Source organism: Bradyrhizobium sp. WSM3983 (assembly GCF_000473045.1).
Taxonomy (GTDB): domain Bacteria; phylum Pseudomonadota; class Alphaproteobacteria; order Rhizobiales; family Xanthobacteraceae; genus Bradyrhizobium.
On record NZ_AXAY01000031.1, the window covers coordinates 95,976 to 108,335 of the forward strand.

Below are 12,360 nucleotides of genomic sequence, written 5' to 3' on the forward strand. Positions count from 1 at the left end.
GCGGCTTACGCCGCCTTCCCGCTCATATATTCCGGCAGCCAGCGCTCGTGCGAGGTCCGCAGGCTCTCGATCGACACGGGCGTCTCGCCCGCGATCGCGATCACCTCGCCACCGGTTGTGCCGATCCGCACGCAGGGCACCTCGCAGCCGCGCATCTTGGCGAGCACGCGGCCGGCTTCCGTTTCCGGCACGGTGACGAGATAGCGCGCCTGGTCCTCGCCAAACCAATAGGCCTGCGAGACAAGCGAAGCCGGCGCGGCCAGCAGCTTTGCGCCGATGCCGCTTGCCATCGCCATCTCGGCGAGCGCGATCAGCAGGCCACCATCGGAGAGGTCGTGCACGGCGGTCGCGGTGCCCGCATGGATCATGCCGCGCACACAGTCGCCGTTGCGCTTCTCGGCGGCGAGATCGACCGGCGGCGGTGCGCCCTCCTCGCGACCGCAGATGTCGCGCAGGTAAACGGACTGGCCGAGCCAGCCATGGGTGTCGCCGATCAACAGGATCGCCTCGCCCTCGGCCTTGAAGGCGAGCGACGCTGACTTGGTGAAATCGTCGAGCAGGCCGACACCGCCGATCGAGGGCGTCGGCAGGATCGCGCGGCCGTTGGTCTCGTTGTAGAGCGAGACGTTGCCTGAGACGACCGGGAAGTCGAGCGTGCGGCAGGCTTCCGAGATGCCCTTCAGGCAGCCGACGAACTGGCCCATGATCTCGGGGCGCTCGGGATTGCCGAAATTGAGATTGTCGGTGATCGCCAGCGGCTTGCCGCCGACGGCCGTGATGTTGCGCCAGGCCTCCGCCACCGCCTGCATGCCGCCCTGATAGGGATCGGCCTCGCAATAGCGCGGCGTGACGTCGACGGTCAGCGCCAGGCCCTTCGGCCCGTCCTGCACACGCACGACCGCGGCATCGCCACCGGGACGCTGCATGGTGTTGCCGAGAATGACGTGGTCATACTGCTCCCAGACCCAGCGCTTGCTGCACATGTCGGGCGCGCCGATCAGCTTCTCCAGCGCTCCACCGAGCGCCATCGGCGCCGGCACCTCGCGCGCATGCACGATCGGCAGCGCGGCAGAGGGGACATGCGGACGGTCATAGAGCGGCGCCTCGTCACCGAGCTCCTTGATCGGCAGATCGGCCATGACGTCGCCGCCATGCTTGACCACGAAACGTTTGCTCGGCGTGGTGTAGCCGACGACGGCGAAGTCGAGGCCCCACTTCTTGAAGATCGCCTCGGCTTCCTTTTCTTTCTCTGGCTTGAGCACCATGAGCATGCGCTCCTGGCTCTCCGAGAGCATCATCTCGTAAGCGCTCATCCCGATCTCGCGGGTCGGCACCGCGTCGAGATCGAGGTCGACACCGAGGTCGCCCTTGGCGCCCATCTCGACCGCCGAGCAGGTCAGCCCCGCAGCGCCCATGTCCTGGATCGCGATGACGCAGCCCTGCTCCATGATCTCGAGGCAGGCCTCGAGCAAAAGCTTCTCGGCGAAGGGATCGCCGACCTGCACGGTCGGCCGCTTCTCCTCGGACTTGTCGTCGAACTCGGCCGAAGCCATCGAAGCACCGTGGATGCCGTCGCGGCCGGTTTTGGAGCCGAGATAGACGATCGGCATGTTCACGCCGGAGGCGGCTGCATAGAAGATCTTGTCGGCATCGGCGAGGCCGACCGCCATCGCGTTGACGAGGATGTTGCCGTCATAGCGGGTGTGGAAGCGCACCTGGCCGCCGACCGTCGGCACGCCGAAGGAATTGCCGTAGCCGCCGACGCCCGCAACCACGCCGGAGACGAGGTGCCGGGTCCTGGCGTGCTCGGGCGCGCCGAAGCTCAGCGCATTGAGGCAGGCGATGGGGCGTGCACCCATGGTGAAGACGTCGCGCAAGATGCCGCCGACGCCGGTGGTCGCGCCTTGATAGGGCTCGATGTAGCTCGGGTGGTTGTGGCTCTCCATCTTGAAGACCACGGCCTGGCCGTCGCCGATGTCGATCACGCCGGCATTCTCGCCGGGGCCCTGGATTACCCACGGCGCCTTAGTCGGCAGCCCCTTCAGATGGATGCGCGAGGATTTGTACGAGCAGTGCTCGTTCCACATCGCCGAGAAGATTCCGAGCTCGGTAAAGGTCGGCTCCCGCCCGATCAGCTTCAGGATGCGCTCATACTCGTCGGGCTTGAGCCCGTGGGCGGCAACCAGTTCGGGGGTGATCTTGGGTTCGTTCTTCATGGAGTCGGGGCTTTCGGCGGCGTTTTGCCGTTCTTAGGAACATCCGGGGCTCACGAAAAGCCCTTTATGGCGCATTTTCCCGCTGTCCCACGTTTTGCAAGGAGCGTCGGCGGGAACGGGAATTGCAAGGCGCTGACGGATCGGATTTAAGGGCTAAAGACCCGTAATTGAAGGCCCGTTTCCTTGCACGAATTGACCAAAGTCCCCTCCACCCGCCGTCCCGACCTGCACGTCGCCACCGAGGGCGAGTTCAAGGGCTGGCGGACCTGGATTCGCGACAGTTTTGAGAGCCATATCGGGCCGTTCTGGCACAAGATCGAGGACGACGGGAGTGTCCGCTCGGCGTTCCGGGTCGAGAAAAAGCATCTCAACGGCTCCGGGAACGTCCATGGCGGCTGCTTCATGGCCTTCGCCGACTATTGCCTGTTCGCAATCGCCACCCACGAGCTGGACGGCCCGGCCGTGACCACCAATTTCGCCTGCGATTTCCTCGATGCGGCGCGCGAAGGCGAGCTGGTCGAATGCACAGGCGAAGTGTCCCGCGCCGGCGGCTCGCTGATCTTCCTACGCGGCAAGCTGACCTCAGCCGGCCGGCCGCTGTTCACGTTCTCCGGCACGATCAAGCGGGTGAAGCGGAAGCCGGCAGTACAGGCAAACGCATAGCGCGACAGCTGCCCGAGCGCGCGGTTCAGGCCGAAAGCTGTTTTTCAGCGAACGCGTGATAGATCCGCGTGATATCGAGCAGCAGCATAACCAGGGCAACGGCCGTGCGAAAATCCGACGTACGTTCAATTGCACCGACACGCATGATAGCATGCCGACGTGACAGAACTTTCCAAAGTTGCTCTGACCGAAGCCGCGCGGGCCCGGCGCGTGATCGAGTAACTTCCCGTCAGTCGCGATGTCGTCGGATGTGGTTCACGCCGCGTGGTCGCGACGGGCGACAAGGCCGGCGTTGGAATGGTTGCGCCGTTGATATTGTCGTGCTCGCGACAACACCCTCGTCAGTACTTGGCGACGACCGGACCGGGGCCGCCAAACCGATAATTCACGCCCACCATTCCGGCATCGATGCGATGGCCGATCCGGATCGGCTCACTAAAGCCGGCATCGGCGCCGATGCCCTGCGTCGCGAGGATGCTCGTTCCGAAATCCATATGATTGTATTCGGCGAAAACCGACCAGTTCGGCGCGAGCAAATATTCGACGCCGCCGCCGACGATCCACCCGCTGCGCGTCTCGGACCCCGTAAACGTCGCGACGCCCATTCCGGTGATGGTATAGTCCAGGCTGGATCGCGACCACGCGCCGCCGCCCTTGACATAGAGCAGAGTCTGCGGCGTGACCGTGTAGCCGATGCGGGCGGTCGCGGTCGCAATCCATGAGGTCCGCGCGCTGAGATCGAAGATGTTGGGAAACTGCGGGTCACCAGGAGCGGGCACGACCCGGTTGGAGCCACGCAGATCCGTGGCGTCGATCATGCCCTGAGCACCGAACACGAAGTTGCCGGCCTGGTAATCGCAACCGATCTGGCCGCCGCCGATCACGCCGGTGTTGCGTTCGGAGCCCAGATCGAAATTCGGCAGGCGGTTCGGATTGACGTTGGTGTAAGTCTGGCGGTCGCTCCCGCCGCCGACATTGCCGCCGACATAGCATCCCGTCCAGCTATAGACGGCCATCGGCACCGGAGGAGCCTTGGTATAGGGTCGCGCAGCGAGGTCTGCGGCATTCGCAAGGCCGGCGGCGGCTGTCGCGATGGTGCCGAAGGCCATGAATGTCGCAACTTTTGTAAATCGCATAATGCCCTCGAAAAAAACGTTGCTGGAAGAAATGATGTAAATCGTTTGGCTGCGAACCATACACGATCGCGGGCGCGCCCAAAGTCGGCGTCCGCAGATTCGCATGCTTTTGCGGGCGCTGTTGCTAATTTGATGCTAAAAGCGGGTCGTTCGGCGCGTGAAGCGTGCTCGTTGACGCGCAACGACAAGTCGAGTTGCGACCGAGGCGCGCTTCGTTTCTGAAAAAACTACGCTGCGCGGTCGAGATGGGCGACCAGGCCTGCGAACAGGCCGCGGCCATCGGTGCAGCCCATGATGTCTTCGACGTGGTTTTCGGGATGCGGCATCATGCCGAGCACGTTGCCCTTGTCGTTGACGAGGCCGGCAATCGAATGCGCCGCGCCGTTGATATTGTGGCTCTCGTCGACCGCGCCGTCGGCCGAGCAATAGCGATAGAGCACGCGCCCCTCGCCTTCAATGCGCTTGATGGTCTCTTCATCCGCCTCGTAATTGCCCTCGCCATGGGCGACCGGCACGCGGATCACCTGGCCGGCATTGTAGCCGCGGGTGAACGGCGTGTCAGAGCGCTCGACGCGCAGATGCACGTCCTTGCAGATGAATTTCAGCCGCGCGTTGCGCATCAGCACGCCCGGCAGCAGTCCGGCTTCGCACAGGATCTGGAAGCCGTTGCAGACGCCGAGCACGAGGCCGCCCTTGGCCGCATAGTCGCGCACCGCATCCATCACCGGCGCCCGCGCCGCAATCGCACCACAGCGTAAGTAATCGCCGTAGGAGAAGCCGCCCGGCACGACCACGAGGTCGGTACCCGCAGGCAACGACGGCTCGGCGTGCCAGACCATCGCAGGCTCGTGGCCCGAGATCAGTTTCAACGCCCGCGCCATGTCGCGCTCGCGATTGATTCCGGGAAAAACGAGGATGGCGGCTTTCATGGTCGGGTTCCGGGGCGGGGAATTGGAATCGGGCTGGCGCGGAGGCCAATTTGCCAGCAGACATAACCATTTGACGCGGATTTTACCAGTGCTAGCCTTGCCAAGGAGCGTTGTGCACAGGCCATGGCGCTCCATCTGGCCAATCGATTTGCCGGGATGAACGCCATGAATTTCCCGTCTCACCCCAAGTCTCCAGCCGAACCTGTGTCCTCCGAGGGCGTCATCGCCGCCAGCGCCTATGTCGACGGGCGGCGCGTCGCCAATATCGCGATAGAGGAAGCCGCGAGCTGGCGCGCCAAGCCTGGCCACGTGGTCTGGATCGGGCTCTACGAGCCCGACCTGACGCTCCTCATCAGCGTGCAGAAGCAGTTCGACCTGCACGACCTCGCCATCGAAGATGCCAACAACGCCCATCAGCGGCCCAAGATCGAACAATATGGCGACGGCCTGTTCATCGTGGCGCGTACGGCGCAACTGATCGAAGGTCGCATCGCCTTTGGCGAGACCCATCTGTTCGTCGGCGAGGGCTATTTGGTCTCCGTGCGCCACGGCGCCTCGACGTCGTATACCGCCGTGCGCGAGCGCTGCGAGAGCTGTCCCCGCGCGCTTGCGCGCGGCGAGGACTACATTCTCTACGCCATCCTCGATTTCATCGTGGACAATTATTCCCCTGTGCTGGAAACGATCCACGAGGAGGTCGAACAGATTGAGGACGACGTGCTCGCCAATCCGATCACGCGGACCCAGGTCGAACGGCTCTATATGCTTCGCCGGGACCTGTTGCGGCTGCGTAACGCGATCGGCCCGCTGGTGGAAGTCTGCCGCCGGCTCGAGCACGACAACCTGCCGATGGTACGGGCGACCATGCGGCCGCTGTTTCGCGACGTCACCGATCACGTCCGCAACATTCAGGAGCGCATCGATTCGATGCGCGAGGTGCTCGCCTTCGCGTTCGAGGCGAGCCTTCTGGTCGGCCAAGCCCAGGAGACCGCAGTCTCCAAGAAGCTCGCATCCTGGCTTGCGATCATCGCCGTCCCGACCGCAGTCGCCGGCATCTACGGGATGAACTTCAAGTACATCCCCGAGCTGCAGCTCGAATACGGCTACTTCATCGTGATGGGACTGATGGCATTTATCTGCGCCGGCCTGTACTGGCGCTTCCGTCGCGTGGGGTGGCTGTGAGCACGAGACGAACGCGCGTTCCACATCACCCCTAGCTCAGCACTTCGACCCGATAATTCTCGATCACGGTGTTCGCCAGTAGCTTGTCCGCGGCGTCCTTCAGCGCGGCTTCGACCTTGGCCTTGTCGGCGCCGGCGAGTTCGATGTCGAACACCTTGCCCTGGCGGACGCTGGCGACGCCGTCGACGCCGAGCGACTTCAGCGCGCCTTCGATGGCCTTTCCTTGCGGATCAAGGATGCCCGTCTTCAGGGTAACGGTAACACGTGCCTTCACGTCAAAATCCTCTTAGCTTTTCACCAGCACCGGACCGGTGCCCTGCGGACGCTCGTTCTCCATGAGGATGCCGAGGCGCTTGGCGACTTCGGTATAGGCCTCGAGCAGGCCACCGAGATCCCTGCGGAACCGATCCTTGTCGAGCTTCTCGTTCGACTTGATGTCCCACAGACGGCAGCTATCCGGCGAGATCTCGTCGGCGACGATGATGCGCATCATCTCGTTCTCGAACAGCCGCCCGCACTCCATCTTGAAGTCGACGAGGCGGATGCCGATGCCGAGGAAGAGGCCGGTGAGAAAGTCGTTGACGCGGATGGCGAGCGCCATGATGTCGTCGATCTCCTGCGGCGTGGCCCAGCCGAAGGCGGTGATGTGCTCTTCCGACACCATGGGGTCGTTGAGCTGGTCGTTCTTGTAATAGAATTCGATGATCGAACGGGGCAGCTGGGTGCCCTCCTCGATGCCGAGGCGCTGCGACAGCGAGCCCGCGGCGACATTCCGCACCACCACCTCGAGCGGCACGATCTCGACCTCGCGAATCAACTGCTCGCGCATATTGAGACGGCGGATGAAGTGGGTCGGCACCCCGATGTCGTTGAGGTGCTGAAACAGGTACTCCGAGATCCGGTTGTTGAGGACACCCTTGCCCTCGATCACCTGATGCTTCTTCGCATTGAACGCGGTGGCGTCATCCTTGAAGTGCTGGATCAGGGTACCGGGCTCCGGACCTTCGTAAAGAACCTTTGCCTTGCCTTCATAAATGCGACGCCGACGGCTCATTGGGATGTACCGTGTTTTGTTGAAATCCATGTATTTGGTGTGCTCCGGTTACCAGGTTACGACCCACAGCGGAGCTGCCGTGAACGGCCAGGAACCCCATCTGAACCCTTGGAAACAGAACGGGAACCAAGCCTTCAGGCAACCTATCCGATTGGCTCTCCCAGCACAATCGATCCGGCCCATCCGACGCTGACTTATACCGCCTTGCCTGCGGCTTAACGGCTCGTTGTTTCGCCGATTCATGCCCCCTATGTAGGCATGCGCCGGGGCCCTCGCAACGAGAGCCGCCACGTCCAGCGACCTTAAGGAATTGGAAGACGCATGAGCGAATTCAACAAGCGTGAGGAAGGCTTTGAGAAGAAGTATGCCCTCGACGAGGAGCAGAAATTCAGGGCGGAGGCCCGCCGCAACCGGCTGCTGGGGCTGTGGGCGGCCGAAAAGCTCGGAATCACCGGTGAAGCCGCCACCGCCTACGCCAAGGAAGTCGTCGCGGCCGATTTCGAGGAGGCTGGCGATGGCGACGTCCTGCGCAAGGTTATGGCCGATTTCGCCGCCAAGAACATCGCCCTTACCGAACAGGCGATTCGCAGCAAGATGAACGAGCTGATTGCGGTCGCGGCCGCCGAGGTGAAGGCCGGGAAATAGGCTGCCAGCGGGTGGCGGAATGGCGGACGGACGTCCCACCCCGCTGCCCGCCCTCCCGGGCTTGCAGCCGGCTCCTGGCAATGCCAAATGGGCGGCATGTCCCAGGATCACACCCAAGATCACATCTCCAACGTCCTCGCCCAACGCTATGCCTCGCCCGCCATGCGCGCCATCTGGAGTGGCGAAGGCAAGGTCCGCCTCGAACGCGACTACTGGATCGCCGTGCTGAAAGGCCAGCGCGATCTCGGCATTCCTGTGCCGGATGGCGTGATCGAGAGCTACGAACGCGTGAAGGACCAGGTCGACCTGGCCTCCATCATGCGGCGCGAGCGCATCACCCGCCACGACGTCAAGGCGCGGATCGAGGAGTTCTGCGACCTCGCCGGTCATGAGCACCTGCACAAGGGCATGACCAGCCGCGACCTCACAGAGAACGTGGAGCAGTTGCAGGTCTATCGCGGGCTGCAGCTCGTCGAGACCAAGAGCATCGCCGCGCTCATTCGCTTTGCCAGGCACGCCAAGCAATTGCGCGACATGCCGTTCACGGCGCGCACGCACAACGTCGCCGCGCAGGTCACGACGCTCGGCAAGCGCATCGCCATGTTCGGCGAGGAGATGCTGGTTTCGCATCAGAGCCTGGTCAACGTGCTCGACACCTATCCCGCGCGCGGCCTGAAGGGCGCGGTCGGCACCCGGCTCGATCAGATCACACTGTTCAACGGCGATGCCGGCAAGGCGCGCGCGCTCGAGCAGCGCATTCTTGTCCATCTCGGCCTGCCGAAGAGTTTTGATGCGGTTGGCCAGGTCTATCCGCGCAGCCTCGACTTCCGAGCGGTCAGCGTCCTCACCGAGCTTGCCAGCGGCCCCGGCAACTTCGCCAAGACGTTGCGCCTGATGGCGGGCCACGAACTCGCCAGTGAAGGTTTTGCCAAGGGCCAGGTCGGCTCGTCCGCGATGCCGCACAAGATGAACAGCCGCTCCTGCGAGCGCATCAACGGCCTGCATGTCGTGTTGAAGGGCTATCTCGCCATGGCCGCCGGCCTCGCCGGCGATCAGTGGAACGAAGGCGACGTGTCCTGCTCGGTCGTCCGCCGGGTCATGCTGCCGGATGCCTTCCTCGCCATGGACGGCCTGCTCGAGACCCTGCTCTCCGTGCTCGACCAGATGGAAGTGTTCGACGCCGTCGTCGCGACCGAGCTCAATCGCTATCTGCCCTTCCTGCTGACCACCACGGTGATGATGGAAGCGGTCAAAAAGGGTGCCGGCCGCGAAGGCGCGCATGAGGCGATCAAGGAGCATGCGGTCGCGGCCATTCGCGACCTGCGCACCGGCAAGATCGTGCAGAACGACCTGCTGCAGCGTCTCGCTGCCGATCAACGTCTTGGCTTGAGCGAAGCCGAGTTGCAGCGCGTGCTCGATCACGGTCGCGCCAATTCCGGCGATGCCGGCGCCCAGGTCGACTACTTTGCCGAGCAGGTCGACGCGCTGGCGAAGGCGAAGCCTGAAGCGGCCAAGTACACGCCGGGCGCGATCCTGTAAGCCAATAGTGAGTGGCGAGGTGCGAGTGGAAAATTCCATTCGCACCTCGCGATTCGCCCTTTTATTCTTCCTTGAAGCCGTACTCCGGTACATTGCCGCTGGCGCCGTAATATTTGTACGGCAGGAATTTGCCGCTCATGGTGATCTTGACGCGGTCGCCCTTGGGGTTCGGCAGGCGCTCCATGACCATGTCGAAGTCGATCGCCGACATGATGCCGTCGCCATACTCTTCCTCGATGAGCGCCTTCCACGCTGGGCCGTTGACCATCACCAGCTCATAGAAGCGATAGATCAGAGGATCGGTCGGCGGCATCGGCATGCCACGCATCGGCGTTTCGTTGAGCATTGTGGTTTCGGCTTTCGACAGGCCGAACAGTTCAGCGGCGTTCGCGGCTTGCGGCTTCGTCAACTTCATCTGGCCAAGAATCGCGCCTGTTATCAGCACCTCGGAATAGCCGCCGATCTTCTCGCAGATGTATTTCCAGCTCCAGCCCTTCTCGCGTTTGATGTCGAGCAGCTTCTCGGTGAGGTCTTCGCGTTTCATGTCAGGGTCTCCCTTGGCTCAGCACTGTGATGGACCTGCCGCTTTGCGAGGCACGAAACGTGCCAATAAATGAGAGGCTTAGGGCTTCAGAGTTTCCGTAAATCGCCTGATCACCTCCAGCACCGGCTGCTGATCGCCGGCAAAGAACCAGTGATCATTTCCGTCGAGCTCGACGAATTGCGCATCCCTGATCCGGCTTGCCAGATCGCGGCCGGCCGCAATCCGCACGGCCTTGTCGTCCCGCCGGTGCAGCACCAGCGTCGGCACGGCAATTTGCGGCAGCAGATGCCGCACATCGGCGTCGCGAAACGCTTCGAGCACGGCCGAGATGCCGCCGGGACTGGACGCGGCGCGCAACAGCCCCGCCCACCAGGCGCGCGCCTGCTGATCGCCCGCAAGGCTCGGCGCAAAGGCTTCGATCCCGACCGGGCCGCCCCATTGCGCGATGAGGTGCTTGCTCCAGGCATCATACTGGCTGGCGCGCAGCGCGTGTGGATAGTCCTCTGACCAGCAGCCCTTGGCCAATGCGCCGAACAGAATGAGCCTGGCGACGCGGCTGGGATCATCGACCGCAAATTTGATGCAGGCCGGCCCGCATTCGGAGGCGCCGAACAGCACGACGCGACGCGAACCCGCAGCCCGCAGCACGGTGCCGATATCCTCCGCAGTGACACGCATTGCCTCATTCAAAATGTTACTGGAAAACTTCTCGCCCATGATTGGGTCGGTGCCACCGAATTGGTTCGGTGGCCACTATGGCGGGAAAGATCAGCATGGGCGCGCGGCGCGAAGTGGTGTCAGCGGTGACGGAGCAATACCAGTCGGCCAAGCGGGCGGAAAAGGGACGGATCCTCGACGCGCTGTGCGCGACGACGGGCTGGCATCGTAAGCATGCGGTGCGCATACTCCGGCGGCGCACGACGGTTGGGCCCAGCGAGGCCGAGAAACCGCAAGAGCGTAAACGTAGATATGGTACGACGATCAAGGACGCGATGACGGCGCTGTGGGAGGCGTCGGATCGGGTGTGCGGCAAGCGGCTCAAGGTGATGGTCCCGACCTTGCTGCCGGCGCTCGAGCAACATGGCCGATTGCGGCTTGGCCAGGCGGACCGTGATCGTGTTCTGGCCATCAGCGCCGCCACCATTGATCGCCTGCTCGTCGATGTGAAGATTGCGGCGAGCGGCGGCAGGCGGCGCCGTGCCGGATTCTATTCGGCAATCCGGCGCGAGGTCCCGATCCGCACGTTCAATGACTGGAACAGCCCGGTGCCCGGCTTCTGCGAGGTCGACATGGTCGCCCATGGCGGCACGTCGGTGGCCGGCTCGTTCATCCAGACCCTGACGATGGTCGATATCGCCACTGGCTGGACGGAGTGCCTGCCGTTGCTGACGCGGGAGGGTTCGCTGGTCGTCGAGGCGATCAACCGCGCACAGAGCCTGTTCCCCTGGTTGTTGCGCGGCGTTGACTTCGACAACGACAGCGCCTTCATGAACGATGTCGTCGTGCCATGGTGTCGCGAACAGAAGCTCGAAGTGACGCGCTCGCGCGCGTACAAGAAGAACGATCAAGCATTCGTCGAGCAGAAGAATGGTGCCGTCGTCCGCCGCCTCATGGGCTATGGCCGCTTCGATGGCGTCGAGACGGCGCGCGTGATGGGCCGCCTCTATGCGGCCGCGCGGCTCTACGTCAACTTTTTCCAGCCGTCGTTCAAGCTGAAGGAGAAGCGTCGCGAAGGGGCTAAAGTGATCAAGCGCTATCATCCCCCATCGACGCCCTACGAGCGTGCATTAGCGCATCCCAAGGTGACCGCCGCCGTGAAGAAACGGCTGCGCGATCAGTATCGCTCGCTCGATCCGGTCGCGCTGTTGGCCGAGATTCGCGCAACCCAGGACGAACTCGGCAATCGCGTCGATCGTCGTGCCGGACAGGCGCGTGGCCTGCAATCCGTTCACACGAGCAACGCGCCGGTGACCGCGGCGACGTTCGCGAAGACGCTCGGCAAGAGGGTGACCGCCGGCGAGCCGCGTGCCACGCACCGGCGGACTCGTCGGCCCTATAAAACCAGGGTTCGCATGCCGTCCAAGCTCGACCCGCATATTGCTGCTGTCGAGGGCTGGCTCGCGGAGCAGCCGCAACTGACGGCGCTCGCAATCGTCGGTCGGCTGAGCGAGACTCACCCCGAGGAGTTCGGGGCGAGACAGCATTCGATCGTGCAGCGCCTGCTAAGGGCGCTTAGACAAAAGACGGCCGAGCAGTTGGTCGCGGAGCGGCCGCTTGCGGATGCCCCGACCGCCGCTCCATCGCCCGGGGTTGTGGACGGCTCGGGCTATGTAGGGCCCGACCCGCCCACAGCCCCTCTCGTCGAGCAAGCCGGGAAAGCTACCTGGCGCGGCCGATCAGTCGACCTCGCATCCGTGCCATCAGGGTAACAGTTGCTGATGCGGCAATACGG

At 63.5% G+C, this 12,360-nt stretch carries 12 protein-coding genes; 5 read left to right on the forward strand and 7 right to left on the reverse strand.

The genetic code is table 11. The annotated features are described in order from the left end of the window. Positions 1 to 5: 5 nt before the first annotated feature. Positions 6 to 2,216, reverse strand: coding sequence for a phosphoribosylformylglycinamidine synthase subunit PurL (gene purL, locus YUA_RS0133170; RefSeq protein WP_027534542.1), 2,211 nt, complete (start codon positions 2,214 to 2,216; stop codon positions 6 to 8). A 183-nt stretch (positions 2,217 to 2,399) separates the two neighbouring features. Here purL and YUA_RS0133175 point away from each other — a divergent pair, with 183 nt between their 5' ends. Next, positions 2,400 to 2,879, forward strand: a complete 480-nt coding sequence (locus YUA_RS0133175) for a PaaI family thioesterase (protein WP_027534543.1) — start codon at positions 2,400 to 2,402, stop codon at positions 2,877 to 2,879. A 341-nt stretch (positions 2,880 to 3,220) separates the two neighbouring features. Here YUA_RS0133175 and YUA_RS0133185 read toward each other — a convergent pair whose 3' ends face one another. Next, on the reverse strand, positions 3,221 to 4,015 hold the full coding sequence (locus YUA_RS0133185; protein WP_027534544.1) for an outer membrane protein: 795 nt from the start codon (positions 4,013 to 4,015) through the stop codon (positions 3,221 to 3,223). A gap of 227 nt (positions 4,016 to 4,242) precedes the next feature. Further along, complete coding sequence (gene purQ / locus YUA_RS0133190) at positions 4,243 to 4,944, reverse strand: phosphoribosylformylglycinamidine synthase subunit PurQ (protein WP_027534545.1); 702 nt, start codon at positions 4,942 to 4,944, stop codon at positions 4,243 to 4,245. A 165-nt stretch (positions 4,945 to 5,109) separates the two neighbouring features. On the opposite strand from purQ, the gene corA reads away from it, so the two are divergent. Then, positions 5,110 to 6,126, forward strand: coding sequence for a magnesium/cobalt transporter CorA (gene corA, locus YUA_RS0133195; RefSeq protein ID WP_027534546.1), 1,017 nt, complete (start codon positions 5,110 to 5,112; stop codon positions 6,124 to 6,126). Positions 6,127 to 6,157: 31 nt separating this feature from the next. Here corA and purS read toward each other — a convergent pair whose 3' ends face one another. Then, positions 6,158 to 6,400 (reverse strand): phosphoribosylformylglycinamidine synthase subunit PurS, encoded by a 243-nt coding sequence (gene purS, locus YUA_RS0133200; RefSeq protein ID WP_027534547.1) that lies wholly within the window; start codon positions 6,398 to 6,400, stop codon positions 6,158 to 6,160. Between the two features lie 12 nt (positions 6,401 to 6,412). After that, positions 6,413 to 7,180 (reverse strand): phosphoribosylaminoimidazolesuccinocarboxamide synthase, encoded by a 768-nt coding sequence (gene purC, locus YUA_RS0133205; RefSeq protein ID WP_172782948.1) that lies wholly within the window; start codon positions 7,178 to 7,180, stop codon positions 6,413 to 6,415. Positions 7,181 to 7,501: 321 nt separating this feature from the next. On the opposite strand from purC, the gene YUA_RS0133210 reads away from it, so the two are divergent. Then, positions 7,502 to 7,825, forward strand: coding sequence for a DUF1476 domain-containing protein (locus YUA_RS0133210; protein WP_027534548.1), 324 nt, complete (start codon positions 7,502 to 7,504; stop codon positions 7,823 to 7,825). 96 nt (positions 7,826 to 7,921) lie between these two features. Then, complete coding sequence (gene purB / locus YUA_RS0133215) at positions 7,922 to 9,364, forward strand: adenylosuccinate lyase (protein WP_027534549.1); 1,443 nt, start codon at positions 7,922 to 7,924, stop codon at positions 9,362 to 9,364. 61 nt (positions 9,365 to 9,425) lie between these two features. Here the strand turns inward: purB and cynS are convergent, their stop codons facing one another. After that, on the reverse strand, positions 9,426 to 9,908 hold the full coding sequence (gene cynS / locus YUA_RS45830) for a cyanase (protein WP_051383504.1): 483 nt from the start codon (positions 9,906 to 9,908) through the stop codon (positions 9,426 to 9,428). Positions 9,909 to 9,986: 78 nt separating this feature from the next. Next, entirely contained in the window at positions 9,987 to 10,628 is a 642-nt protein-coding gene (locus tag YUA_RS0133225) for an alpha/beta fold hydrolase (protein WP_371259928.1), read from the reverse strand. 35 nt (positions 10,629 to 10,663) lie between these two features. Between YUA_RS0133225 and YUA_RS0133230 the strand changes: the two genes are divergently transcribed. Further along, positions 10,664 to 12,337: a DDE-type integrase/transposase/recombinase gene (locus YUA_RS0133230; RefSeq protein ID WP_027533615.1), complete on the forward strand. Its 1,674-nt coding sequence runs from the start codon at positions 10,664 to 10,666 to the stop codon at positions 12,335 to 12,337. The last annotated feature ends 23 nt before the right edge of the window (positions 12,338 to 12,360 follow it).